Source organism: Pseudomonas sp. NFACC41-3 (genome assembly GCF_900109505.1).
GTDB classification, from domain to species: domain Bacteria; phylum Pseudomonadota; class Gammaproteobacteria; order Pseudomonadales; family Pseudomonadaceae; genus Aquipseudomonas; species Aquipseudomonas chlororaphis.
On the sequence record NZ_FOAE01000002.1, the window covers coordinates 192896 to 217166 of the forward strand.

Annotated in this window: 23 protein-coding genes; 12 read left to right on the forward strand and 11 right to left on the reverse strand. The window is 61.4% G+C overall.

Features of this window, described 5'->3' with window-relative positions:
• Positions 1-3: 3 nt before the first annotated feature.
• Both BMY68_RS10235 and BMY68_RS10240 read right to left on the reverse strand, forming a co-directional pair.
• Positions 4-3099 carry a multidrug efflux RND transporter permease subunit gene (locus tag BMY68_RS10235; protein WP_085532320.1) on the reverse strand — a complete coding sequence of 1032 codons (3096 nt, stop codon included), beginning with the start codon at positions 3097-3099 and terminating at the stop codon, positions 4-6.
• A complete protein-coding gene (locus tag BMY68_RS10240; RefSeq protein WP_085532318.1) occupies positions 3096-4265 on the reverse strand; it encodes an efflux RND transporter periplasmic adaptor subunit in 1170 nt (389 codons plus the stop codon). Before BMY68_RS10240 ends, BMY68_RS10235 begins: the two co-directional genes overlap by 4 nt.
• A 238-nt stretch (positions 4266-4503) precedes the next feature.
• Here BMY68_RS10240 and BMY68_RS10245 point away from each other — a divergent pair, with 238 nt between their 5' ends.
• The gene (locus BMY68_RS10245; RefSeq protein ID WP_009045501.1) at positions 4504-4746 is read left to right on the forward strand and encodes a hypothetical protein; all 243 of its coding nucleotides are present in this window, start codon (positions 4504-4506) and stop codon (positions 4744-4746) included.
• Positions 4747-4990: 244 nt separating this feature from the next.
• Here BMY68_RS10245 and BMY68_RS10250 read toward each other — a convergent pair whose 3' ends face one another.
• The 5 genes from BMY68_RS10250 to norR all read right to left on the reverse strand — a co-directional run bounded on the left by BMY68_RS10250 (position 4991) and on the right by norR (position 9569).
• Positions 4991-5737 (reverse strand): YkgJ family cysteine cluster protein, encoded by a 747-nt coding sequence (locus BMY68_RS10250; RefSeq protein WP_085532316.1) that lies wholly within the window; start codon positions 5735-5737, stop codon positions 4991-4993.
• A gap of 92 nt (positions 5738-5829) precedes the next feature.
• Entirely contained in the window at positions 5830-6162 is a 333-nt protein-coding gene (locus BMY68_RS10255; RefSeq protein ID WP_085532314.1) for a hypothetical protein, read from the reverse strand.
• Positions 6163-6347: 185 nt separating this feature from the next.
• Complete coding sequence (locus BMY68_RS10260; RefSeq protein WP_085532312.1) at positions 6348-6839, reverse strand: GNAT family N-acetyltransferase; 492 nt, start codon at positions 6837-6839, stop codon at positions 6348-6350.
• A 3-nt stretch (positions 6840-6842) separates the two neighbouring features.
• On the reverse strand, positions 6843-7745 hold the full coding sequence (locus BMY68_RS10265) for a chemotaxis protein CheV (protein ID WP_085532310.1): 903 nt from the start codon (positions 7743-7745) through the stop codon (positions 6843-6845).
• A 270-nt stretch (positions 7746-8015) separates the two neighbouring features.
• Positions 8016-9569: a nitric oxide reductase transcriptional regulator NorR gene (gene norR, locus BMY68_RS10270; RefSeq protein WP_085532308.1), complete on the reverse strand. Its 1554-nt coding sequence runs from the start codon at positions 9567-9569 to the stop codon at positions 8016-8018.
• Between the two features lie 156 nt (positions 9570-9725).
• On the opposite strand from norR, the gene hmpA reads away from it, so the two are divergent.
• From hmpA to queC, 10 genes are all read left to right on the forward strand, one after another.
• Entirely contained in the window at positions 9726-10907 is a 1182-nt protein-coding gene (gene hmpA / locus BMY68_RS10275) for an NO-inducible flavohemoprotein (protein ID WP_085532306.1), read from the forward strand.
• A 275-nt stretch (positions 10908-11182) separates the two neighbouring features.
• Positions 11183-11722: an ester cyclase gene (locus BMY68_RS10280; protein WP_085532304.1), complete on the forward strand. Its 540-nt coding sequence runs from the start codon at positions 11183-11185 to the stop codon at positions 11720-11722.
• A gap of 24 nt (positions 11723-11746) precedes the next feature.
• On the forward strand, positions 11747-12256 hold the full coding sequence (locus tag BMY68_RS10285) for a disulfide bond formation protein B (RefSeq protein ID WP_009045493.1): 510 nt from the start codon (positions 11747-11749) through the stop codon (positions 12254-12256).
• A 289-nt stretch (positions 12257-12545) separates the two neighbouring features.
• Positions 12546-12707, forward strand: a complete 162-nt coding sequence (locus tag BMY68_RS29870; RefSeq protein ID WP_155500344.1) for a hypothetical protein — start codon at positions 12546-12548, stop codon at positions 12705-12707.
• A gap of 342 nt (positions 12708-13049) precedes the next feature.
• On the forward strand, positions 13050-13991 hold the full coding sequence (cyoA, locus tag BMY68_RS10295; RefSeq protein ID WP_009045491.1) for a ubiquinol oxidase subunit II: 942 nt from the start codon (positions 13050-13052) through the stop codon (positions 13989-13991).
• A gap of 3 nt (positions 13992-13994) precedes the next feature.
• Positions 13995-16013 (forward strand): cytochrome o ubiquinol oxidase subunit I, encoded by a 2019-nt coding sequence (cyoB, locus tag BMY68_RS10300; RefSeq protein WP_009045490.1) that lies wholly within the window; start codon positions 13995-13997, stop codon positions 16011-16013.
• 3 nt (positions 16014-16016) lie between these two features.
• Positions 16017-16643, forward strand: a complete 627-nt coding sequence (locus tag BMY68_RS10305) for a cytochrome o ubiquinol oxidase subunit III (RefSeq protein WP_007929702.1) — start codon at positions 16017-16019, stop codon at positions 16641-16643.
• A complete protein-coding gene (gene cyoD / locus BMY68_RS10310) occupies positions 16643-16978 on the forward strand; it encodes a cytochrome o ubiquinol oxidase subunit IV (protein WP_053262544.1) in 336 nt (111 codons plus the stop codon). Before BMY68_RS10305 ends, cyoD begins: the two co-directional genes overlap by 1 nt.
• Before the next feature lie 11 nt (positions 16979-16989).
• A complete protein-coding gene (gene cyoE / locus BMY68_RS10315; protein ID WP_007929705.1) occupies positions 16990-17877 on the forward strand; it encodes a heme o synthase in 888 nt (295 codons plus the stop codon).
• Positions 17878-17995: 118 nt separating this feature from the next.
• A complete protein-coding gene (gene queC, locus BMY68_RS10320) occupies positions 17996-18694 on the forward strand; it encodes a 7-cyano-7-deazaguanine synthase QueC (RefSeq protein WP_062826245.1) in 699 nt (232 codons plus the stop codon).
• A gap of 91 nt (positions 18695-18785) precedes the next feature.
• Here the strand turns inward: queC and BMY68_RS10325 are convergent, their stop codons facing one another.
• Together BMY68_RS10325 and BMY68_RS10330 are read right to left on the reverse strand one after the other, a co-directional pair.
• Entirely contained in the window at positions 18786-19667 is an 882-nt protein-coding gene (locus BMY68_RS10325) for a queuosine precursor transporter (RefSeq protein ID WP_062824711.1), read from the reverse strand.
• Entirely contained in the window at positions 19654-20256 is a 603-nt protein-coding gene (locus BMY68_RS10330; protein ID WP_085532302.1) for a helix-turn-helix transcriptional regulator, read from the reverse strand. The genes BMY68_RS10325 and BMY68_RS10330 overlap by 14 nt, the downstream gene beginning before the upstream one ends.
• Before the next feature lie 494 nt (positions 20257-20750).
• On the opposite strand from BMY68_RS10330, the gene BMY68_RS10335 reads away from it, so the two are divergent.
• Complete coding sequence (locus BMY68_RS10335) at positions 20751-22106, forward strand: serine hydroxymethyltransferase (protein WP_085532300.1); 1356 nt, start codon at positions 20751-20753, stop codon at positions 22104-22106.
• 98 nt (positions 22107-22204) lie between these two features.
• Here BMY68_RS10335 and BMY68_RS10340 read toward each other — a convergent pair whose 3' ends face one another.
• Together BMY68_RS10340 and BMY68_RS10345 are read right to left on the reverse strand one after the other, a co-directional pair.
• On the reverse strand, positions 22205-22909 hold the full coding sequence (locus BMY68_RS10340; protein WP_007929715.1) for a hypothetical protein: 705 nt from the start codon (positions 22907-22909) through the stop codon (positions 22205-22207).
• Between the two features lie 213 nt (positions 22910-23122).
• Positions 23123-24265, reverse strand: coding sequence for a fatty acid desaturase family protein (locus tag BMY68_RS10345; RefSeq protein ID WP_085532299.1), 1143 nt, complete (start codon positions 24263-24265; stop codon positions 23123-23125).
• Between the last annotated feature and the right edge of the window lie 6 nt (positions 24266-24271).

The following is a 24271-nucleotide window of genomic DNA, read 5'->3' on the forward strand; positions in this document are numbered from 1 at the left end:
GCCTCAGGATGTGCTTGCCAGCGCTGGCGCTGGTGTGGGCCGATGGAATAGCCGCTCGAGCCACAAGTATATGACCGGAGTGGTGAACAGCGTCAGCGCCTGGCTCACCAGCAGGCCACCGACCACGGCGATCCCCAGCGGCTGGCGCAGCTCGGCGCCGGCGCCATAGCCGAGCATCAGCGGCAAGGCGCCGAGCAGCGCGGCGAGGGTGGTCATGATGATCGGCCGGAAGCGGGTGATACAGGCCTGGTAGATCGCCTCCTGCGGCGACAGCCCGCCCTTGCGCTGGGCTTCGAGGGCGAAGTCGATCATCAGGATGCCGTTTTTCTTGACGATGCCGATCAGCAGCACCAGGCCGATCAGGGCCATGATCGAGAAGTCCTGGCCCAGCAGCCAGAGCATGATCAGCGCGCCGAGGCCGGCCGAGGGCAGGGTGGAGATGATCGTCAGCGGGTGGACGAAGCTCTCGTAGAGCACGCCGAGGATGATGTACACCGCCACCAGCGCCGCGAGGATCAGCCACGGCTGGCTGGCCAGGGAGCTCTGGAAGGCCTGGGCCGCGCCCTGGAAATTGCCGGCGATGGAGGCGGGCATGCCGATCTGGTTTTTCGCCTGCTCGAGCATGATCACCGCGTCGCCCAGGGCCACGCCCGGCGCCAGGTTGAACGACAGGTTGGCGGCCGGGAACATGCCGTCGTGGGCGATGGACAACGGGCCGACGGTGGGCGGGTCGACCTTGGCCAGCGCCGACAGCGGCACCATCTCGCCGCTCAGGGGCGAGCGCAGGTAGAAGTAATTCAGGCTCTCGGCCTTGCCACGCTGCTGGGCGTCCAGTTCGAGGATCACGTTGTACTGGTTGGTCTCGGTCTGGAACTCGTTGACCTGGCGCTGGCCGAAGGCGTCGTAGAGCGCTTCGTCGACGTCGGTGGCGGTCAGGCCGAAACGCGCCGCGGCGCTGCGGTCGATGCTGATATGGGTGATGCTGCCGCCCAGTTGCAGGTCGTTGGACAGGTCGCGAAAGGCCGGGTTGGCCCGCAGCTTTTCCGTCAGGCGCTGGGTCCAGGTATTCAGCGTCGGCCCGTCGTTGCTCTTGAGCACGTACTGGTATTGGCTGCGGCTCGGCCCGGAGCTGAGGTTGATGTCCTGGCCGGCCCGCAGGTACAGGACGATGCCCGGGACCTTGGCCAGCTGCGGGCGAATGCGGTCGATGAACTGGCTGGCGGAGACGTCCCGCTGGCCGCGGTCCTTGAGGGCGATCCAGAAGCGGCCGTTGGCGATGGTCTGGTTGTTGCCGGTGACGCCGACCGAGTGGGAGAAGGTTTCCACCGCCGGGTCGGCGCCGAGGATCTTCGCCAGGGCCAGGTGTTTTGCCACCATGTCCGGGTAGGAAATATCGGCCGCCGCTTCGCTGGTGCCGAGCACGAAGCCGGTGTCCTGGACCGGGAAGAAACCCTTGGGAATGAACACATAGCCGGCGATGGCCAGGCCCAGCGTCAGGCCGAACAGGCCGAGCATCAGCCGTTGATGGGCCAGGGCCCGGCGCAGCCCACGCTCGTAGCGTGCCAGCAGGCGTTCGCCGAAGCCTGGGCGATCGTGGGGATGATTAGTCGGCGCGCGCATGAACAGCGCCGCCAGGGTCGGCGCCAGAGTCAGCGACACCACCACCGAAATCAGGATGGTCGAGGTGGCGGTCAGGGCGAACTCCTTGAACAGCCGCCCGACCACGCCACCCATGAACAGCAGGGGAATGAACGCGGCGATCAGCGAGAAGCTGATGGACACCACGGTGAAGCCGATTTCGCCGGCGCCCTTGATCGCCGCCTCGCGCATGCCGTCGCCGGCCTCCAGATGGCGATGGATGTTCTCCACCACGACAATCGCGTCGTCGACCACGAAGCCCACCGAGATCACGATGGCCACCAGGGTCAGGTTGTTCAGGCTGAAGCCCATCACATACATCAGCGCGAAGCTGGCCACCAGCGACACCCCGAGCACGCTGGAGACGATCAGCGTCGCCGACAGCTGGCGCAGGAACAGCGCCATCACCGCCACCACCAGCAGCACCGCAATCAGCAGGGTGATTTCCACTTCATGCAAGGACGCGCGGATGGTCTTGGTGCGGTCCGAGAGTACGGTCACGTCCACCGAGGCCGGCAGCATGGCTTCCAGACGCGGCAACTCGCCCTGGATGCGGTCCACGGTGTCGACGATGTTGGCCCCCGGCTGGCGGAAGATCACCAGGTTGAGCCCCGGCTGGTCGTTGGACCAGGCCTGCACGTAGGCGTTTTCCGGGCCGCTGATGACCCGGGCGACGTCCTTGAGTTGCACTGGCGCGCCGTTCTTGTAGGAGACGATCAACTGGCCATAGTCATCGGGATGGAACAGCTGGTCGTTGGTCGACAGGGTCGAGATGCTGGACTCGCCATACAGCGCACCCTTGGCCAGGTTGAGGCTGGCCTGCTGCAGGGCGACGCGGATATCGGCCAGGGTCAGGCCGATGGCCGCCAGCCGGTCGGGCGAGGCCTGGACGCGGATCGCCGGGCGTTGCTGGCCGGTGATGTTGATCAGGCCGACGCCGTCGATCTGGCTGATCTGCCGGGCCAGCAGGGTTTCCACGTAGTCGCTCAGTTCGGTCCCGGGCATTTGCGTGGAGCTGATGCTGAGGATCAGCACCGGGCTGTCCGCCGGGTTGACCTTGCGCCAGGTGGGCAGGCTCGGCATGTCGTTGGGCAGCTTGCCCGAGGCGGTGTTGATCGCGGCCTGCACTTCCTGGGCGGCGGTGTCGATGCTCTTGTCCAGGGTGAATTGCAGGGTCAGGTTGGTCGAGCCCAGTGCGCTGCTGGAGGTCATCTGGGTCATGCCGGGGATGGCGCTGAACTGCACCTCCAGCGGCGTGGCCACCGAGGAAGCCATGGTTTCCGGGCTGGCGCCGGGCAGTTGCGCGGTGACCTGGATGGTCGGGAACTCGGCCTCCGGCAGCGGCGCTATGGGCAGCCGGGGAAAGGCGATGGCGCCCAGCAGCATCAGGGCGAAGGTCAGCAGCAGGGTGGCGACCGGATGATCGACGCACCAGGCGGAGATCGAGCCGTGGCCCTTCATGGCTGTGGCTCCGCGTTCGCCGCCTGGATCTGTTGCGGCGGTTCGCTGAGCACTTCGATGTGCGAACCGGCCTTGAGCCGCGACTGGCCGTCACTGACCAGCAGGTCGCCGGCTTGCACGCCCTTGATGATGTTCTGGCCGCTGTCCTGATAGACCATCTGCACCGGGACGATTTCCACCGTGTCGTCCTTGACCCGATACACGAAGTGTTTGTCCAGGCCGCGCTGCACCACGCCGGGCGGCACCACCAGGGCGGCTTTTTCCACGGCGGTCTGGATCTTGATGGTCACCAGCTGGCCAGGCCAGAGCTTTTGCCCGGGGTTGCTGAATTCGGCCTTGGCGCGGATGGTCCCGGTGTTGGTGTCGATCTGGTTGTCGATCAGGCTCAGGTGGCCTTCGCCCAGGCGCTCGCCCGTGTCGGAGTCGGTATCGGCGCCCAGGTAGGCGTCCACCGAGGCCGGGTGCTCGGCGGCCAGCAGGCCCTGCAAGGTCGGCAGCATCTGTTGCGGCAAGGAAAACTCGACCGCGATCGGGTCGATCTGGGTCACCGAGAACAGGCCCTGGGTATCGCTGGTGCGCAGGAAATTGCCTTCGTCGACGGTGCGGATGCCGACGCGGCCGGACACCGGCGAGCGGATCTGGGTATAGGACAGCTGCACCTGCGCGGCATCGATGGCGGCCTGGTTGCCCTGGGCGCCGGCCCTGAGCTGGTTGACCAGCGCTTGCTGCTGGTCGTAGGTCTGCCTGGACACGCCGTCATCCACCGACAGCAGCTTGTAGCGCTTGAGGTTGACCTGGGCCACTTGCAGTTGCGCCTGGTTTTCCGCCAGTTGCGCCCGGGCCTGGTCGAGGCTGGCGCGGATCGAGCGGTCGTCGATGGTCGCCAGCAGGTCGCCGGCCTTGACCAACTGGCCTTCCTTGACCAGCAGCCGGGTGAGGATGCCGTCCACCTGGGGGCGAATCACCACGCTGTGCAGCGACAGCACCGAGCCGATGCCACTGACATGCCGCGGCACATCCTGCTGGGCGACGCTGATCACCCGTACCGGCACGGCGGTCGGCGCCGCCAGCTTGGTGCTGGGCGGCTTGAGCAGGTACCACAGGCCAGCGGTGGCGAGAACGGCGAGCACGCCGGCGAGCACAAGGGTTGTTTTTCGATTACGCATGGACGCCAGCGCCGGGGGGCAAGGGAGACGGGAAGATGGCCAGAATCGATGGTCCCTTTATAGCCGGCCGACCCGGTCAGCAACGTGACGCCTGCCTGACAGCGCTGTCAGCAAAGGCCGACCGATGACCTTGGCCTATGCCGGTCGCGGCCGCTCAACGATCCGCAACGCGGGTATACTGCCGGCCTTCGCGGCCCGCTTCCCCGGGCCCGGCCTTTGCTTTTTACCCGGAGCTTCCATGACTACCCCAGCACAACCGCCTGTGTCCGACGCGCCCAGCGCCGACCAGGTCGACGACGCCAGCGCGCCTGGCGAAGGCAAGCCGGCGATCGCGCCGTTCAAGTTTCCGTTCAAGCCGTCCGAGTTCGCCCAGGCCAGGAATGCCCAGCAACCCTGGTACAAGAACGGCGCCACCAACGGCCACACCAAGACCCCAGGCGCGGCGCCACCCGGCACCCGTCGCTCGATGGGCAAGCGCTGAGTCCAAGCTTCTGTAGCCGCTGTCGAAGGCTCGGGCCGCGTTCGGACGATCGACCGCCAAGCGGGCGCACGACCTTAAGATCGCCGAAGGCCTTCGGCCTTATCGCAGCCTGCGGCAGCGGCTACAAGTTCCGCGAATGCCGCGATATCCCAATCCGTGTAGCCGCTGCCGCAGGCTGCGTACGAGCGGCACGCTCGCAACGATTTGACGGACACCGGAGACTCTGCGGGTCAGCGGCAGGGCTTCATGCTGCCCGCAGGGAAATGAAGGCGTAGGTGAGCGGCGCCTCGGTCACCACCTGGGCGCCGGCGTCCTGCACTTGCCCGGCAATGTCTTCACCGGATACATGGAACAGCCACTCGCCGGCCGGCGTCAGCGGTTGCGCCTGGACCCGCTCGATGGCTTCGGCCAGGGCGGCCATGTCCGGCAGGTAGGCGGTAAAGCCGTCGCCCTTGAGGGCGGTGGTGTGAATGCCCAGCAGTTGGCAGATGGCTTGTTTGCTGTGGATATCGTCGCGGTCGGCCTGGCGCGAGCGCTGGATCAGTTCGGCCAGTTCCCGGTCCACCAGTTCGCCACCGACGATCAGCTCCGGGCCTTTTTCCCAGGACTCGGGCGGGCAATCCTTGACCGTCGGGTTGAGCGGGATGTGCGGATTGATTTCCATCGGGTAGATGCGGCACACCAGCGGCCGGCGTTCATAGATCCGGCACAGCTGGTCTTCGTCAAGATTCCGGCAGGGGCCGACGTTGTAGGCGGCGAAGGTGATCGCCACGTGAGCCTGGGTATTGCCACTGGGCACCACGCAGGAACGCCGTTCGGCGTGCTCACGCTGCTGGGCCGGCAGCCCCAGGCCATTGCTCAGGAAGCCTTCCACCAGCACGATCACCTGGCCGCCATCCAGCGCCCACTGGCGGGCTTCGCCGAGGGTCAGGGGAACGTGATGATCGTTGCAGCACTTGCCGCAGCCTACGCAGGAAAAACGAGTATTCATTGAGCCGGTAGCCATAGTCGAAAGGCGGAAGCGGCGACGGAATGACTCACATCGCCCTCTAAATAGCGCTCTCGAAGCAAGTTATGCGCCAGTCACCGGCCCTTGGCCTCGAGGGCGGGGCGGATCGAATCCCATTCGGTGACATAGGCGCTCTTGCGCTGCTTGTCGTACAGGCACAGTTCCACACCGGTCTGGCCCTTCATGTGTTTTTGCGGGGACTGGCCCTGGAGCAGCAACGCGCTGTAGCCGACCCGGTCGTCGAACTGCGCGGCGTTGCCCAGCACTTTGACATTCTTCAACTGGCTGGCCTTGGTGCAGCTGGCCCGCACCTGCTTGTCGAAGGTCGCCCAGGCATCCGGGCTGGAGGCCTGGGCCTGGCTGGCGAGGAGGGTGAGGCAGGTGAAGATCAGGGACAGGGCTTTCATGGCGGGGCGCTCCTTCGTTCACGGGTATGCGCAGGGAGTATGCCTGAGGCGCGAGTGATGAAAGATCTGTAGCCGCTGCCGCAGGCTCGGGCCGCGTTCGGACGATCGGCCGGAACGGCCGCGGCGATCTTGAAGTCGCTGAAGGTCCTGCGGACCTTATCGCAGCCTGCGGCAGCGGCTACCGGTTACAGCGGCGTGTGGGGAACCTGCTCGCGGCGGATCACCCGCATGCCGACGCTTGCGTAGAGCTCGCGAGCGCGCTGGTTGTCTTCCAGCACCCGCAGGTCGACAAAGGCTTCGCGGCGCTGGCGGAAGACCTCGAAGGCCTGCAGCAGCAAGGCCCGTCCCAGGCCCTGGCGGCGGGCTCGCGGATGCACCACCAGGTCCTTGATATAGGCACTGGTCCAGCACTGGATCACCCCGACGACGCCCTCGGCATCCTGGGCCACCAGGCACAGTTGCGGGTCGTATTCGGCGTCGCTTTCGAAACGCTGGCGCCAGCTGTCCAGCTCCGGCACGCGCCCGCCGCCGTCCTGGTAGCCAAGATGCATCAGGCCATGCACCGCTGCGGCCAGTTCCGGCCGATAGCTGTCGAGGCTGAAGGCGGCTGGCCAACTGGCGGGCTCCGGTTGCCCGGTCAGGTCGCGGCGCATCAGCAGGCAATAGTCGTCGGCCACGGCTCAGGCGCTCTGGGCGGCGACGTGACGGGCCGCTTCGATCAGGCAGCGGGTCAGGTCCGGCGAGGAGAACTTGGTCAGCACCGCGTTGGCGCCGGCCAGGCGGGCCTTTTCCGCGTTCATGGCGCTGTCCAGGGAGGTATGCAGCAAGACGTAGAGGTGGGCGAAGTCCGGGGTCTCGCGCAGGGTGCGGGTCAGGGCGTAACCGTCCATCTCCGACATCTCGATGTCCGAGACGATCAGGTTGATCTCCTGGGCGGTGCCTTGCAGGTCCAGCAGGCAGTCGATGGCCTCCTTGGCGCTGCGCGCGGTATGGCATTGCAGGCCGAGGTTACGCAGGGTATGCACCGACTGCTGCAGGGCCACCTGGCTGTCGTCGACCACCAGGATCCGCGCATTCCCCAGTAGTTCGGCGTCTTGCATGCTCAGCTCGGTCGGCGCGGTTTCGATCTGCGCCGGGGCGATGCCATGGATGACTTTCTCGATGTCCAGTACCTGCACCAGGGTGCCGTCGACCTGGGTGACCCCAGTGATGTAGGACTTGGCCCCACCGGAGCCATAGGGCGGCGGACGGATATCGGTGGTCAGGCAATGCACGATCTTGCTCACCGCCTGCACATGCAGGCCCTGCTTGGAGCGGCTGACGTCGGTGACGATCAGGCAGCCACCCTCCGGGTCTTCCAGCGGCCGTTCGCCGATGGCCCGGCTCAGGTCGATGACCGACAGCGAATTGCCGCGCAGGGTAGCGATGCCTTTCACGTGCGGGTGCGATTCCGGCAATTTGGTCAGCGGCGGACAGGGAATGATTTCACTGACTTTGAGCAGGTTGATCGCCATCAGCTTGCCGCTGCGCAAGGTGAACAGCAGAAGCGAAAGAGAGTCTGCGCGGGCTTTGTTGGAAGACATAAAAACCTTCTGTGGAAAAAAGGTGGTTCGCGCCATGGGCCGCGAACAGCTAGCGATAACGGGTTATCGACGCGCAAAGGGCTGGCTTTAGGCTTAATCCCAATATCCGCGACCCGCGCAATCTGTAGCCGCTGCCGAAGGCTGCGATCGAGGACGCCGTCCTCGCAAGATCAGCCATTGCGTCGTTTCGGTCACCCCTCATGTAGCAGGTCCACGGCCGTTTCGTCGCAATGCCGCCCAGGCCGATCGCCGCCTTCGGCTACAGGTGAGTCACTTCAAGCCTAGCCTCTTGGCCATGCGCCCCAGGTTGGCACGGTCCAGGCCCAGCTCGCGGGCGGCGCTGGCCCAGTTGTGCTGATGGCGTTCAAGGCAGGCACTGATCAGCTGGCGCTGGTAGTTTTCCGTGGCCTGGCGCAAATCGCCGATGCCTGGGTTGTCAGCCAGCTCTGTGGGGGACGGGGCCTGGCGCGCGACCGGCGCCGAGGCGTCCGGCAGGTCCAGGTCGGCGGCGCTCAGGCTGAGGATCTTCGGTCGTTCGCGGCAGTTGCCCAGGGCCTTGAGGGCGCTGCGGCCGATCAGGTGTTCCAGCTCACGCACGTTGCCCGGCCAGGCGTAGGCCAGCAGCGCCGCCTGGGCATCGCTGGTCAGGCGCAGGCTGCCCAGGCCCATGCGCGAGCGATTCTGTTCGAGGAAGTAGCCGCTGAGCAGCAGCACATCGCGGCCGCGGTCGCGCAGGGCCGGCACCAGCAGCGGGTAGACGCTGAGGCGGTGATAGAAGTCCGCGCGATAGCGGCCGCTGCGCACTTCTTCGGCCAGGTCGCGGTTGGTGGCGGCGATCAGTCGCACGTCGACCTGATGTTCCTGGTCCGAACCCAGGCGTTGCAGCTGGCCGCTTTGCAGCACGCGCAGCAGCTTGGCCTGCACGGTCAGCGATAACTCGCCCACCTCATCGAGAAACAGCGTGCCGCCATTGGCCAGCTCGAATTTGCCGCGGCGGTCGTTGGTGGCGCCGGTAAAGGCGCCCCGCACATGGCCGAACAGTTCGCTTTCCACCAGGGTATCGGGCAGGGCGGCGCAGTTGAGACTGATGATCGGTTTGTCGGCCCGGGGCGAGGCGGCATGGATGGCCTGGGCCACCAGTTCCTTGCCGACCCCGGTTTCACCGGTGATCAGCACCGTCAGGTCGCTGCCGCCGACCAGGCCGATTTCCTCCAGCAGGCGTTTGTGGGCTTTGCTCTGGCCGATCATCTCGCGGTTCTGGCCGCTGGCCTGGCGATAGACCTCGGCGCGCTGGTGTTCGTCTTCGGCGCGCAGGGCCAGGCGCTCGATGCGCTCGGCGGCGTTGACGGTAGCCGCCGCCAGGCTGGCGAACGCCTGCAGGGCATCCAGTTCGATCGGCTCGAAGCTCTGCGGGTCGAGGGCATCCAGGGTCAGCAGGCCCCAGGGGCGCTCGTCGATAAATAGCGGGCAGCCCATGCAGTCATGGACTTCCAGGTGTTCGTGCAGGCCATCCACCAGGCCGTCGTAAGGGTCCGGCAAGTCGCTGTCGCTGGCGAAACGGGTCGGGCCGGGGTGGCTGAGCAGGGCGGCGAAACGCGGGTGTTCGCTGATCTTGAAGCGTCGGCCCAGGGTGTCGGTGCTCAGGCCGTCCACCGCCAGCGGCACCAGCCATTCGCCATCCAGGCGCAGCAGTGCGGCGGCGTCGCAGGGCAGCAGGGCGCGCATGGCTTCCAGCAGGCGGCGGTAGCGCTCGCCTTCGGGCAGTTCGCGGGACAGGTCGGAGACCAGGGGCAACAAGGCGGTGAGCAGAGATTTTGCGGTCATAATGACTCCGTATGGTCTTAATGACTATAAATGCGGCTTTGTCGATATGACTACATATATTTTAAGTAATTGATTTATATTGATTTTATTATTGGCACGAAAACTGACTGGTAAAGGGCAACCTGCAAGTAGTCAGAAAGCTCAGGAGTTGTACTTATGCTTAGCGTCGAAGATCGTGCCATCATCAAATCCACCGTTCCGTTGCTGGAAAGCGGTGGCGAAGCCCTGATCACCCACTTCTACCGGATGATGCTTTGCGAGTATCCGCAAGTGCGCCCGCTGTTCAACCAGGCGCACCAGGCCAGCGGCGACCAGCCACGGGCCCTGGCCAATGGCGTATTGATGTACGCCCGGCACATCGACCAGCTCGACCAGTTGGGCGACCTGGTGGCCAAGATCATCAACAAGCATGTGGCCCTGCAGATCCTGCCGGAGCATTACCCGATCGTCGGCAGCTGCCTGCTGCGCGCCATCTCCGAAGTGCTGGGCGAAGAGATCGCCACGCCGGCGGTGATGAACGCTTGGGGCGCGGCCTATAACCAGTTGGCGGACATCCTGATCGGCGCCGAAGGCGCGATCTACGACCAGAAGGCCCAGGCCCCGGGCGGCTGGCGTGGTGCGCGGGAGTTCAAGCTGGTCCGCCGCGAGCAGGAGAGCGCGGAAATTACCTCGTTCTATTTCGAGCCTGTGGATAACGGTCCGATTCTCGCCGCCGAACCGGGGCAGTACATCGGCATGCAGCTGTTCCTCGAGGGTGAGGAAATCCGCCGCAACTACTCGCTGTCGGCCCTGTCCGACGCAGGCCAATACCGCATCAGCGTCAAGCGCGAGGCCGGTGGCCGCGCTTCCAACTACCTGCACGACCAACTGCAGATCGGCGCCAGCATCCAGCTGTTCCCGCCAGCGGGCGAATTCACTCTGGCGGACAGCGACAAGCCGCTGGTGCTGATCAGTGGTGGCGTCGGCATTACCCCGACCCTGCCGATGCTTGAAGCCGCGCTGGCCACCGAGCGTCCGGTGCACTTTATCCACTGCGCGCGCAACGGTGGGGTGCATGCGTTCCGCGATTGGGTCGACGGCCTGGCCGCGCGTCATCCGCAACTCAAGCGCTTCTACTGCTACGCCGAAGACGACGGCGTCAGCCCGGCGGCGGACAAGGTCGGCCTGCTGAGCCAGGAACAACTGGCCGAATGGTTGCCGCAGGAGCGTGACCTGGACGCCTACTTCCTCGGCCCGAAAGCCTTCATGGCGGCGATCAAGCGCCACCTCAAGGCCCTGGGCGTACCGGAAAAACAAAGCCGCTACGAGTTCTTCGGCCCGGCCGCGGCGCTGGAGTAACCCCACCGGCCAGCCTCCGCCCGGAGGCTGGCCGCCTGTAGCCGCTGGCGCAGCCTGCGATCGAGCGCGCAGCGCTCGCAATGCTTTCCCCCGAGTATTCAGGCAAACCGCGAGCTCAGGCTTGACGGTCGCTGCGCAACCGATCGCAGGCTGCGCCAGCGGCTACAGGGCGCACTCGTAAAAATCCTTTAAAGGTTAATCCGTTCTTAACCTGTTTATCGTTAATTCCCCGATGCTGATGATAGGCGCTCGTTCGCACTGATCAGGATCATCCCATGCAACTCTCAGCCATTTCCCGCATCACCCTGGCCGCAACCCTGCTCGCCAGTCCCCTGGTTTTCGCCGAGCCGGCCTTGCTCCAACCGCAGACCCTGATCGTCGATCAGAGCCTGCCCAAGCCCCAGCGTGAAGCTATGGAGCTGGCCGCGCGGCGCTACGGCAGTTTCTGGAACAGCGGCGATGAAAGCCTGGCCAGGGCCGCGCTCGCGGAGAACTTCGTCGATATGACGCCGCCGGAAGGGCGGGTCCAGGGGCCGACGGGGCCGCTACTGGCGTCGCGGTTCTTTCGCACGGCGGTGCCGGACTTGAGCGCGGACATCGAGCAGATGATCGTGGCCGGGGATCGGGTGGTGTTGCACCTGCATTTTCGCGGGCACTTCAGCGGGACCTTCAATGCACTCAAAGGTCATGGTCAGCGTGTAGACTTCCGGGCAACCGACATTTATCAGATCGCCAATGGCCGGATCACCGCCAATTGGCATATCGAAGACAACCTCAGCCTGATGCAGCAGTTGCAAACGCTGCCATCGGGTTGAGCCACAGACAGAAAGGAATTGAGGATGACTGACGACACACTGCGTTTGGGGCGCGAGCGACGTTTTCTGGTGTTGCTGGGGGTGATCTGCCTGGCGCTGATCGGCGGCGCGCTGTACATGCAGGTGGTGCTGGGCGAGGCGCCTTGCCCGTTGTGCATCCTGCAGCGCTACGCGTTTCTGCTGATCGCGATATTCGCCTTCATCGGCGCGGCCATGCGCAGCCGTCGCAGCCTCACCGTGCTGGAAGCGCTGGTGATGCTCAGCGCGCTGTTCGGGGCGGCGGTGGCGGGGCATCACGTCTACACCCAGGCCCATCCCGCAGTCAGCTGCGGCATCGATGTGTTGCAGCCGATCGTCGACAGCCTGCCGCTGGCGACTGTCTTCCCGCTGGGGTTCCAGGTCGATGGTTTCTGCTCCACACCGTACCCGCCGGTGCTGGGCCTGTCCCTGGCGCAGTGGGCGCTGGTGGCCTTTGTGCTGACCCTGGTGCTGGTGCCGCTGGGCATCATTCGTAACCGTCGCCAGAGCGCCTGACCCGGCGCAAAAAGCCCCGGTCCCGATGTTCGGGGCCGGGGCTTTTTTGCGTGTAGGACAATGTGTGAAGGGCGCGTGATATGGGGCAATCGGATGTGCGATAAAAGTGCGACATGTTGTCACATGGTGGTGTCGCAGCTGTGTTTCAGCGGATGACGTCGAGACGATTTTTCTTGCGCCAGGAGCGAAAAAAGTCTGTCAGTTCGTGTCGGCGCGGTGAACGGCCAGGCAAGCATAGCCTGCTATCTAAATAAATCGATTCAGCCCTCGTTTTACAAGGGGTAGCGCGATGCCATCGGTGGATTTTGCAGGGGTGAAAGACGCCTTTTTCGACCTGGCTGGAAGGCGTTTTTGGGGCTTTTTATTGCGAATGAATCTCGATATGATCGCGACCCGTTGCAATAATCGCCACGCATTGTTGCGCGAGCCGATAAAAATTATTTCGGGATAAGACATGGTTTATAAAACGCTACATATCTACAATCGCCCGCACTGAATTTCCGGCGCTGCTCACCCCTGAGCATACGGCGGCGGTCGAGGGGCGTTGGACGCTCCATGCGACCCCAGGTGTCGGCACCTTCCAAATATCCGCACCAAATGGAATTGGTCTGTAAAAGGCCTTTGACCACGAATTCGAATAAGAACTCACTGCTGGCCCAGGATTTGTCAAACAACGCGTAACGCGTCGGGCAGGCCCTTATTCAATCGAAGAAAAAATGCCAACCCTTGGCACGGTGAAGTGTTGGCGATCAAAACCCAACTGCATGGCGCAAGCTGCTTTAGAGGTCGTGAGATGAGTAAAAACAGGTACCCCCGATTACTAGGCTTTTTGCCGCTGCTTGGCATGATGTTAATGCTGGGAGGCTGCAAGTGGACCTTGCTCGACCCGAAAGGACAGGTCGGTCTGGATGAGCGAAACCTGATCATCACCGCTACCCTGCTGATGCTGCTGGTCGTGATTCCGGTGATCGTGATGACCTTCGCGTTCGCCTGGAAATACCGCGCGTCCAACACCAACGCGACCTACGCGCCCAAGTGGTCGCACTCCACCAAGATCGAAATCGCGGTGTGGCTGGTCCCGATCCTCATCATCATTGCCCTGGGTTATGTGACCTACAAGTCCACCCACGCGCTGGACCCGTATCGTCCGCTGGAATCCGACGTCAAGCCGATCAACATCGAAGTGGTCGCGCTGGACTGGAAGTGGCTGTTCATCTACCCGGACCAGGGTATCGCCACTGTTAACCAGATCCGGTTCCCGGAGCACACTCCGCTGAACTTCAAGATCACCTCCGACGCCGTGATGAACTCGTTCTTCATCCCTGCGCTGGGCGGCCAGATCTACGCGATGGCAGGCATGCAGACCAAGCTGCACCTGATCGCCAACCAGAAAGCTGAAATGGAAGGCATCTCCGCTAACTACAGTGGCGCTGGCTTCACCGGCATGAAATTCAAAGCGATCTCGACGAGCCAGGAAGATTTCGACGCCTGGGTAGCCGAAGTCAAGGCCGCACCTAAACAGCTTGATCAAGCTGAATACGAAGCCCTTGCCAAGCCAAGCCAGAACAACCCTGTCGCGCTGTACTCCTCGTACACGCCGGACCTGTTTCAGAAAATCGTCGACAAGTATGAAGGCATGAAACCAGGCAAGCCGGTCAAGCACGAGAAGAAAGAAGTGGCCGCTGTGGAAGGGACTGACATGAGCTCGCATTCAGCTGCTGGGGCAGAGGAGTAAACGATGTTTGGTAAATTAAGTCTGGACGCGATACCGTTCCACGAGCCGATTGTCATGGTGACCGTTGCCATGATCATCCTCGGTGGTCTGGCGCTTGTCGCGGGTATCACGTACTTCAAGAAATGGTCCTACCTGTGGACCGAATGGCTGACTTCGGTCGACCACAAGAAAATCGGCGTGATGTACATCATCGTCGCCATGGTCATGCTCCTGCGCGGCTTCGCCGACGCGATCATGATGCGTACCCAGCTGGCCATGGCCACCGAGGGTTCGCCGGGCTACCTGCCTCCTGAACACTATGACCAGATCTTCACCGCCCACGGTGTGATCATGATCATCTTCATGGCGATGCCATTCTTCACCGGCCTGATGAACCTTGCAGTGCCGCTGCAGATCGGCGCGCGTGACGTTGCCTATCCGTTCCTCAACTCCCTGAGCTTCTGGCTGCTGGTTTCCGGCGTCGTGCTGATCAACCTGTCCCTGGGCGTCGGCGAATTCGCCAAGACCGGCTGGGTTGCGTATCCGCCGCTGTCGGGCCTGCAATACAGTCCGGGCGTGGGTGTCGACTACTACATCTGGGCGCTACAGCTATCAGGGCTAGGGACGACGCTGACGGGGGTCAACTTCCTGGCCACCGTGCTGAAAATGCGTACCCCGGGCATGAAGATGATGGACATGCCGATCTTCACCTGGACCTGCACCTGGGCCAACGTGCTGATCGTGGCTTCGTTCCCGATCCTGACCGCTACCCTGGCACTGCTGACCCTCGACCGTTACATGGATTTCCACATTTTCACCAATGAACTTGGTGGCAATCCAATGATGTACGTGAACCTGTTCTGGGCTTGGGGTCACCCTGAGGTGTACATCCTGATCCTGCCGGCGTTCGGTATCTTCTCCGAAGTCATCTCGACCTTCTCGGGCAAGCGCCTGTTCGGCCACCACTCGATGATCTACGCTTCCGGCGCGATCTCGGTACTGGGCTTCATGGTCTGGCTGCACCACTTCTTCACCATGGGTTCGGGGGCCAGCGTCAACGCCTTCTTCGGCCTGGCGACCATGCTGATTTCCATCCCGACGGGGGTGAAGCTGTTCAACTGGCTGTTCACCATCTACCACGGCCGTCTGCGTATCACCAGCCAGGTTCTGTGGACCCTGGGCTTCATGGTGACCTTCGCCATCGGCGGCATGACCGGCGTACTGCTGGCCATCCCGGGTGCTGACTTCGTCCTGCACAACAGCCTGTTCGTGATCGCGCACTTCCACAACGTGATCATCGGTGGTGCCGTATTCGGCTACATCGCCGGTTTCAGCTTCTACTTCCCGAAAGCGTTCGGCTTCAAGCTGCACGAAGGCTGGGGCAAGGCTGCATTCTGGTTCTGGATCTCGGGCTTCTTCGTCGCGTTCATGCCGCTCTATGCACTGGGCTTCATGGGCATGACCCGTCGTCTGAACGCCACGACCAACCCTGAGTGGGTGCCGTACCTGTACGTCGCCATGTTCGGTGCGGTGATGATCGCCATCGGTATCGCCTGCCAGCTGATCCAGCTGTACGTCAGCGTGCGTGATCGCAAGCAGAACCAGTGTGTTTCCGGCGACCCATGGAATGCCCACACCCTGGAATGGTCGACTTCGTCGCCACCACCGTTCTACAACTTCGCCGTACTGCCGAAGGCCAATGGCATCGACCCGTTCACCGAAGCCAAGGAAAACGGTACCGCGTACCAGAAGCCTGCTCGCTATGAACCGATCCACATGCCGAACAACACCGCCACCGGCCTGGTGATGGGTGCTCTGTTGACCGTCTTCGGTTTCGCGATGATCTGGCACATCTGGTGGCTGGCGATCGCTAGCCTGGCCGGTACCGTGATCTATTTCGTGATCCACGCGGCTCGCGATGATCAAGGCTACATGGTGCCGGTCGACGTGATCGAACGCATCGAAGCCGAGCAGCACGCTCGCCTGGTAGCCGAGAAGAAGATTCCGGCCAACCGTGTAGAAACCTCGTTGGAACAGGCTTAAACCATGTCGAACTTAGTGACCAATGCTGGACACACCCATGTCGATGACCATGGGCACGATGACCATCACCACGACTCGGGCGAGATGACCGTATACGGTTTCTGGCTCTACCTGATGACCGACTGCATTCTGTTTGCGTCGATCTTCGCGGTGTACGCGGTACTGGTAAACAACGTAGCGGGTGGCCCGTCGGGCCACGACATCTTCGAACTGCCTTACGTGCTCGGCGAAACCGCCTTGCTGCTGTTCAGTTCGATCACCTACGGCTTCGCCATGCTGGCGTTCTTCCGGGGCAACAAGAAGCAGGTCCTGGGCTGGCTGGCCCTGACCTTCCTGTTCGGCCTGGGCTTCATCGGCATGGAGATCAACGAGTTCCACCTGCTGATCTCCGAAGGCTACGGCCCTAGCCGCAGCGGCTTCCTGTCCGGGTTCTTCACCCTGGTCGGCACCCACGGTCTGCACGTGACCGCCGGCCTGATCTGGATGGCGATCATGATGTATCAGGTCAACAAGCACGGCCTGACCGCAACCAACAAGACCCGCCTGAGCTGCCTGAGCCTGTTCTGGCACTTCCTGGACGTGGTCTGGATCTGCGTCTTCACCGTTGTTTACCTGATGGGGACTATGTAATGGCTAATGCACACTCCCATGACAGTCATGATGCGGGCCACGGCAGCGTAAAGTCGTACGCCATCGGCTTCATCCTGTCGGTGATCCTGACGATCATCCCGTTCGGCCTGGTGATGTACCCGACCCTGCCGAAGTCCATCACCCTGATGATCGTGCTCGCCTTCGCGGTGATCCAGGTCCTGGTTCACCTGGTGTACTTCCTGCACCTGGACCGCTCCGAGGCCCAGCGTAACAACGTGATTGCGTTCGTCTTCGCTGCCCTGGTGATCGTCCTGCTGGTTGGCCTGTCGCTGTGGATCATGTTCAGCATCCACACGTTCATGATGGCGAAGTGAGGTAAGACCCGATGTCGCTCAAGCACTTTATCCAAATCACCAAACCGGGGATCATTTTCGGTAACGTGCTTTCTGTGGCGGGCGGTTTTTTCCTGGCCTCCAAGGGACATGTCGATCTGGCCATCTTCCTGGCCGCGATGATCGGCACGTCCCTGGTGGTGGCTTCCGGTTGCGTGTTCAACAACTGCATCGACCGCGACATCGACTTGAAGATGGAGCGCACCAAGAACCGTGTGCTGGTTCAGGGGCTGATCTCCCTGAAAGTGGCACTGGTCTACGCGACCCTTCTGGGTGTCGCTGGCGTTGCGTTGTTGTACAAGGTGGCCAATCCGCTGGCGGCGCTGTTTGCCGTGATCGGCTTCGTCATCTACGTCGGCTTCTACAGCCTGTACCTCAAGCGCAAGTCGGTGCACGGCACGCTGGTGGGCAGCCTGTCGGGGGCGATGCCGCCGGTGATCGGTTACGTAGCCGTGAGCAACAGCTTCGACATGGCCGCGCTGACCCTGCTGGTGATGTTCAGCCTGTGGCAGATGCCGCATTCCTACGCCATCGCGATCTTCCGCTTCAACGATTACCTGGCCGCATCGATTCCGGTGCTGCCAGTGAAGCGCGGCATCCTGGTGGCCAAGAAGCACATCCTGCTCTACATCCTGGCGTTCCTGGTGGCGACCCTGATGCTGACCTTCAGCGGGTATGCCGGCATGAGCTACCTGGCCGTCGCGGCCGCGATGGGCATGTACTGGCTGTACATGGCCTGGACCGGCTACAAGGCGGTGGACGACACCGTCTGGGCGCGCAAGCTGTTCGTGTTCTCGATCTTCACCATCACCGCGCTGAGCGTGATGATGTCCCTGGATTTCAAGGTGCCGAGCGAGCTGCTGTTGACCTACGCGCCATAAGCTGCAAACGCTATGAAAAAGCCCCGCCTTCGAGAGAAGCGCGGGGCTTTTTTATTGAGTGTCAGTCAGTGGGCTGTTTAAATATTCAAATGACTCTATTCATGCAGGAAGCAGAATGATGAAGAAAAAAGCCGTTGTCGTATTTAGTGGCGGACAGGACTCGACGACCTGTCTGATCCACGCATTGCCGCTCTATGATGAAGTGCACTGCATTACCTTTGATTACGGTCAGCGCCACCGCGCGGAAATAGAAGTGGCGCAGCAACTCGCGAAGCAATTGGGGGCGACAGTCCACAAAGTGCTGGATGCCTCGCTACTCAATGAATTGGCGATCAGCAGTCTCACTCGGGACAATATCCCGGTTCCCACGGTGAACAGTTCAGGTGAAAGCCTGCCCAGCACTTTCGTGCCGGGAAGAAATATTCTGTTTCTGACCCTGGCCTCTATCTATGCCTACCAGGTAAAGGCTGAAACGGTCATTACCGGGGTGTGTGAAACGGACTTCTCCGGCTATCCCGATTGCCGTGACGAGTTTGTAAAGGCCTTGAACAAGGCCATCGAGTTGGGCATGGAGTACCGCCTGCGCCTTGAGACTCCGCTGATGTGGCTGAACAAGTCGGAGACCTGGGCGCTGGCGGATCATCACCAGCAGTTGAGCCTGGTTCGCGAGCAGACCCTGACCTGCTACAACGGTGTTATCGGCAGCGGTTGTGCCAATTGCGATGCGTGCAATCTTCGTAGCAGAGGGCTGAATGATTATCTGGGGAACAAGGCAGCAGTCATGAACAGCTTGAGAAGCAAGATGAACCTGCAATGAAGGCCTGATCGCCGTATTCATGGAATTCAACACTGCATCTGCCTGGCAGATGAGTGTTGAATCCATCCATTTGAGCTAGAGCGTGCTTGTACTATTTTGCCTGGCTGTCCGTTATATATCTTTTGAACAGTGACCTTGCTCCATAGGCTGGCAAGATGTTGAAGAATGCAAAACATACCTTGATCGCGATCTGCACATAAATCATGTTCAGGATGTCGTTGTTCTGCATCGAGCCATAAAAGGCAATGTAGCAAAACAAGAAGCTGTCAATAATGACCGCGAACAGCGTGCTCAAGAATATCCGCAGGAACAGGAATCTGGAATTCGTCAGCTCTTTTATCTTGCATAGCAAGTATGAGTTTATGTTTTCAGAAACCAGGAAAGACACAGAGGACGCCACCAGCACGGACGACACATGAATGATGACGTCGTTGTACGGGGTGTCGAGCTTCCAGCCCGGCAGGCCGGGGAGAAAGGTCGAGCCATAGAGCAGGATGATAATCATGGCGTTGCTGGCAAAGGCAAAGAAAATCGCTTTTCTTGCCAGCCTGAGTCCAAAATTTTCGTTCAACAGGTCAACGATCAGGAAGGTCAGAGGGTAAAGAAAGGTACCCGGAGTGATAATGATGCCAAGGGATTCAAGATAAATGGGCTTGGTGGCGGCAATGCTGGTGAATATATAAAACGTAAAGAGCAGTAGATTCAGGATGATATAAATCATCCATGAGCTTTCGTGGCGGTCATTCAGGTCGTATGCGGTAAGTGCTCCTCCTTGGGAGTAGAACTTCTTGTAGATGTTTTTAACTTCCATTTTGTTCAGGTTTTCCATTATTTCGCTGTTAAGCACTTCGCTTAATTTGATCTTTATGACTTTGCCTGTGGCGATGATCATGATCACGGCCAGGTTCTTGTTGTTTTCAAAGCCCAGAAGTTTATATTTGCTGTTCTCGAGTTCGCCTTCATAAGCTGCCATTGAATCGCTCCTCGATGATGTCGCCCACCACAAGTACTCGATCTGAGTCGGAGCATGGCTCATTGATGATGAACAGCTTGTTTGTCTGCCTGTCGTAAACCAGTTTTTCCTTGTCGTCGGTCGATGTGCCCTTTTGAATGATCAACAGGTCACCGGCCTCGTACAGGCCCTTGATCCCATTCTCGAGCAGCACCGCTATCAAGTTGTAGGATGCGCCGAAGTAATAGGTCAGTGGGTGAAGTATGGCCAGTTCGCCAATCCGTTTGTCCATGTTGATCATCAGCAGGCTTTCCTTGAGGATCGGAACCGCCGCCGGGTTCATGTTTCCTTGTGGGGAAATACTGCTGTCGATGATTTCCTTCTCTTCAAAATCGACGGTTTCTATTTCTTCGTAGGAGACACCGAAGAAATCGGAGATTTTGCGAATGGTGGATTGCTGTACGTTGCTGACCTTGCCTTCCAGGATGTTGTATATGGTCGTTCGGGTCAGGCCGCTGGCATTGCACAAAGACAGTTGCGTCTCGCCGCGACTTTTTATCAGGTATTTGATGTTGCTCTTCAAATACTCTGTTCTTTCTCTTCTGTGCATCAAATGCTCACCATTTCCTTATAGTCGCCACGCATAGGGTCTTTCATGGAATGCGTGCCGTGCATGACATTCAACTGCTCGACGCCAAAGGTGAGAACAGTCGGATTGATGCGGCAAGAGCTTGTCGGGTTCTTTCGTGGCCTGTACCAACTCGCTAGCACTCCTTTAGCCAGCCTGCATCCACCCTGGGATATTTCACTGTCGGTATGGGGCGCGCTCGGAATTGTCGGGAGGGTCCGGACCGGAGGCGCCGCGGCGGCAAGTGTTGCATGTCCCAGTCATGACAATAAAGCCCCGAAATGTCCGGTGCCCTGGCCTCGATTGACGAACATTCAGCGGCAACGCACATCTGCTGTCCCCTGCTGATTCTCGGAAAAGAAGCATTTTGTTTGGAAAATGTTTAATTCTTTGATTAATTAGCGGCTCGCGAACGTTAAACCAGGAAGCGTGCTGTCGTTCGTGGCACGCAAATGACAAGGAAGGAATACCGAACGATGGCAGCTTATACAGCACCACTGAGGAACCAGGCCGACCTGCTGCGACGAGGTTTGGCGGATCTGCGGGCAGAAGACGCCGAACTGGCTGGGATCCTGGACGCTGAAGTCAGGCGTCAACACCGCACACTGTCCCTGGTTTCATCTTCCTGCGCGGCCAACCCTCGAATCCTCGCGGCGTCTGCCTCGGCACTGGTCAACGTCACCGCCGAGGGCATACCAGGCAAGCGCCATCATGTCGGCTGCGAGAACGTCGATCTGGTCGAATCCCTGGCGATTCGCAGGGCGCGGGAGCTGTTCGGGGCGCAATACGCCAGCGTACAGTCGCATTCCGCCTCCAATGCCAACTACCAGGTGCTCGCTGCCCTGCTCGAGCCCGGGGACACCATTCTCGGCATGGCCCTCGATCATGGCGGACACCTGACCCACGGCAGCCCTGTCGCATTCACGGGCACTCACTACAAGGCGATCCGCTACGGCACCACATCGCAGGGCGTGATCGATTACGCAGAGGTACGCCAACTGGCGCTCGCCCATCGTCCGCGCATCATCATCTGCGGTGCGACGGCCTATTCCCGGGTCGTGGACTTCCAACGCTTTCGCGCTATTGCCGACGAGGCCGGGGCCATCCTGCTGGCGGATATTTCCTCTATCGCCGGGCTGGTGGCAACGGGTCGACATCCGAGCCCGATCGACGTGGCGCACGTCACCACCGCGTGTACCCACAAGCAACTCGCGGGGCCGCGTGGCGGCCTCATCCTTTCCGGCCGGGACGCCCATACCAAGGTTCCCGGCCTGAGGGCGAGCTTCAGTCGTGTCCTTGAGCAAGCGGTATTCCCCGGGATGCAGGGCTCGCCGGCGGTCAACATGATCGCCGCCAAGGCGGCTGCGCTGGGCTACGCGATGACCCCGGAGTTCGACGCCTACATGGGACGGATTCGCAGCACGGCCGATGCAATGGCCAGCGCATTCATGGCGCAGGACTACGAAGTCGTGGGCGGGGGGACGGAGAACCATACGGTCCTGCTCAGGCTGCGTGGGGGAATTAGCGGTTCGATTGCCGCCTCGGCACTGGAGCGATGCGGCATCATCGTGAGTAAAAACCGCGCACTGGGGGAAACCCGATCCTCATTCGTCGCCAATGGCTTGTGTATCGGCACGGGCTCCATCGCCCAACGCTACATCGATCCCCAAGGGTGTCGTGAAGTCGTCGAACTGGTCTGCCGGATACTGGACAAGGTGACGCCCCTCAGCGAGCAGAAGTACCGCCTGGAGCCTGAGCTGCAGGAACAGTTCCGTCTTCAGACCGAGGCTTTGTGCGCGATGTATCCCATCGCCGATTACCGGGGCAACTGAGGGGGCCCCGGCCTTTGATTCGTAGGAGCCAGCCGGCGAAGGGCGCGCTGCACTGTTGCGCGATTCGCCCTCTGCACGAGCCAGCTCGCTGGTACGGGTTATTGCTGTTGTAGAGCGCTGTAGCCTTCGAACGCGGTCTGCTGCTGGATCGCGGTGACGATGTTCTTGCGTGTGGCCGGCTGTTCGTTGCCGTCCTTGTCGAAGAACACTTCGCTTTCCAGTTCCGCTTCGTCGCCTTCGCCGACAAAGGCGAAACCGAGGAACTCGAAGGCTTCACGGTCGACGTTGGCCTTGGAGCGCGGGCGGATCGGCAGGGTGACGCTGATGCCGTCCTTGCTGATGGCGAACACTTCCATTTCCTTCTTGGCCCGCGAGGCCTTGCTCTTGCCGCCACCCGGGCTGCTGATGGCCTGGTGGGTCTGGTTCAGCACCTTCAGCGCCAGGCCGTAGACCAGCTCCTGGAAGCTCGGGTCGTCCTTGTAGCTGGACAGGATGCGGCTGATCGGGAATTTGCTGCTCAGGTCTTCCAGGGCGGCGCTGTCGGCGGCCTCGGCGTCCTTGAGCTGTTTGAGCTGGCCCATGAGTTCATAGGCGCGGTCGTCGTCGAAGCGGTCGTGAGCCTGGCGGATCTCGGCGCGCAATTCGCGGATCTGGTCGCTTTCCTTGGTGGACTGGAAAGCGTCGAGGACCATCTCGCTGATGGTCTTGGCCTGGGAGACATGCTGTGAAAGATTGATGGCGTTTTCGTATTCCGCTTTGGACGACAAGGCGTTTACGGATTCTTCTGTATTGGAATCGGACATTGATATTTCACTACTTCGTTTAACTGGAAATGAGGCTAGAAAAGCACCGGGCCTTTTCAGGGCGCCTAATTTATGGGACCGAGGCCCCATTGTCACGGACCAACGGACCGGTGCGAAAAGGCGTGGCTCTACTGACCCGCGATCGCCGGGAAAATTCCGGCGCCGATCTACCCTGGCGGGCGTTCGCGGGGCAACGCCTCTGCCGCATTTCCTTCAGCGTCGCGCCTGCTGGTGAAACTCGGCGAACGAGACCATGCGCTGGCGCGCCGGGTCCCACAGCTTGAGCCGCAGGCAGCGGTAGATATCCCGCGGGTGCAGTGAGGTGGTGATCGGCGATTGCAGCGCCGGGATCGCCGCCATGGCTTGCGGCAGGCGGTAGAAGGGGATGCCCGAGTTGGCGTGGTGCACATGGTGGTAGCCGATATTGGCGGTGAACCAGGCCATCAGCGGGCCGGTGCGCATGTAGCTGGAGGAGAACACCGCGGTGGCCGCGTAGTCCCAGTCGGCGCGCTCGGGGTAACGCACGCCGGGGAAGTTGTGCTGGCAGTAGAACATATAGGCGCCCAGCGCCGAGCCGGACAGGCTGGGGACCAGCACCCCGTACAGCAGGATGTCCGGCGCCAGCAGCGCCAGGGCGACGGCGCTCGCCAGGTTCAGCGCCAGGGCCAGCAGCGACCACAGTCGATGCCGCGGCTGGGTGATCAGCGAGACCAGGCAGATGCTGAAAATAAAGATACTGAATGACGCCAGCAGGATCATCAGCGGGTGCCGGGCGATGCGGTAGCGCAAGCGCTTGAGGCGCCCGGCCCGGGCATATTCCTCGGTGGACAGCAGGGGAAAGGTGCCCAGGTCAGTGTGAGTAGAGAGCAGCGGCAGGCGGTTTTTCTCCGCGCCGACGTACTGGCAGCTGTGCCCGTGGTGGTAATCGTGGGACTGCTTCCACAGCGTCGGCGGCGCCATCAGCAGCAGGCCGAAGGTCTTGAAAAACACCTCGGCAAAACGCGAGCCCTTGAGGATCGCACCGTGCATGTAGTCGTGGTACAGCACGAACATGCGCACCAGGGACAAGCCCAGCAGCACGCTGCACCCCAGGCGCAGCGGCCACCACAGCGGCATGGCCACGGCCACGCCGAACAGCCCGATCACCAGCAGCGTCGAGTAGAAATGCCACCAGCTCAGGCGGCGGTTTTCCACGGTAAAGGGCAGGGTCTGGCGAATCAGCTCCTTGCCATAACGCGCCAGTTGCTCGCGGTCCAGGCCGTCGGTGGGCCAGGGGATGGCCCCCGGTTGGTGCGTTTCCTGGCCTGCGCCGGCGCGGCAACAAGCAGAGGCGGTCGAGGTGTCCAGCGTGCGCATGCTCGG

Coding starts and splice junctions, on each gene's coding strand:
- BMY68_RS10245 (WP_009045501.1), top strand. CDS start 4,504: ATGACTACCCCAGCACAACCGCCTGTGTCCGACGCGCCCAGCGCCGAC.
- cyoE (WP_007929705.1), top strand. CDS start 16,990: ATGTCGCTCAAGCACTTTATCCAAATCACCAAACCGGGGATCATTTTC.
- cyoB (WP_009045490.1), top strand. CDS start 13,995: ATGTTTGGTAAATTAAGTCTGGACGCGATACCGTTCCACGAGCCGATT.
- BMY68_RS10265 (WP_085532310.1), bottom strand. CDS start 7,745: ATGTCTTCCAACAAAGCCCGCGCAGACTCTCTTTCGCTTCTGCTGTTC.
- queC (WP_062826245.1), top strand. CDS start 17,996: ATGAAGAAAAAAGCCGTTGTCGTATTTAGTGGCGGACAGGACTCGACG.
- BMY68_RS10345 (WP_085532299.1), bottom strand. CDS start 24,265: ATGCGCACGCTGGACACCTCGACCGCCTCTGCTTGTTGCCGCGCCGGC.
- BMY68_RS10340 (WP_007929715.1), bottom strand. CDS start 22,909: ATGTCCGATTCCAATACAGAAGAATCCGTAAACGCCTTGTCGTCCAAA.
- cyoA (WP_009045491.1), top strand. CDS start 13,050: ATGAGTAAAAACAGGTACCCCCGATTACTAGGCTTTTTGCCGCTGCTT.
- BMY68_RS10330 (WP_085532302.1), bottom strand. CDS start 20,256: ATGCACAGAAGAGAAAGAACAGAGTATTTGAAGAGCAACATCAAATAC.
- cyoD (WP_053262544.1), top strand. CDS start 16,643: ATGGCTAATGCACACTCCCATGACAGTCATGATGCGGGCCACGGCAGC.
- BMY68_RS10285 (WP_009045493.1), top strand. CDS start 11,747: ATGACTGACGACACACTGCGTTTGGGGCGCGAGCGACGTTTTCTGGTG.
- norR (WP_085532308.1), bottom strand. CDS start 9,569: ATGACCGCAAAATCTCTGCTCACCGCCTTGTTGCCCCTGGTCTCCGAC.
- BMY68_RS10335 (WP_085532300.1), top strand. CDS start 20,751: ATGGCAGCTTATACAGCACCACTGAGGAACCAGGCCGACCTGCTGCGA.
- BMY68_RS29870 (WP_155500344.1), top strand. CDS start 12,546: ATGCCATCGGTGGATTTTGCAGGGGTGAAAGACGCCTTTTTCGACCTG.
- hmpA (WP_085532306.1), top strand. CDS start 9,726: ATGCTTAGCGTCGAAGATCGTGCCATCATCAAATCCACCGTTCCGTTG.
- BMY68_RS10235 (WP_085532320.1), bottom strand. CDS start 3,099: ATGAAGGGCCACGGCTCGATCTCCGCCTGGTGCGTCGATCATCCGGTC.
- BMY68_RS10240 (WP_085532318.1), bottom strand. CDS start 4,265: ATGCGTAATCGAAAAACAACCCTTGTGCTCGCCGGCGTGCTCGCCGTT.
- BMY68_RS10325 (WP_062824711.1), bottom strand. CDS start 19,667: ATGGCAGCTTATGAAGGCGAACTCGAGAACAGCAAATATAAACTTCTG.
- BMY68_RS10255 (WP_085532314.1), bottom strand. CDS start 6,162: ATGAAAGCCCTGTCCCTGATCTTCACCTGCCTCACCCTCCTCGCCAGC.
- BMY68_RS10280 (WP_085532304.1), top strand. CDS start 11,183: ATGCAACTCTCAGCCATTTCCCGCATCACCCTGGCCGCAACCCTGCTC.
- BMY68_RS10250 (WP_085532316.1), bottom strand. CDS start 5,737: ATGAATACTCGTTTTTCCTGCGTAGGCTGCGGCAAGTGCTGCAACGAT.
- BMY68_RS10305 (WP_007929702.1), top strand. CDS start 16,017: ATGTCGAACTTAGTGACCAATGCTGGACACACCCATGTCGATGACCAT.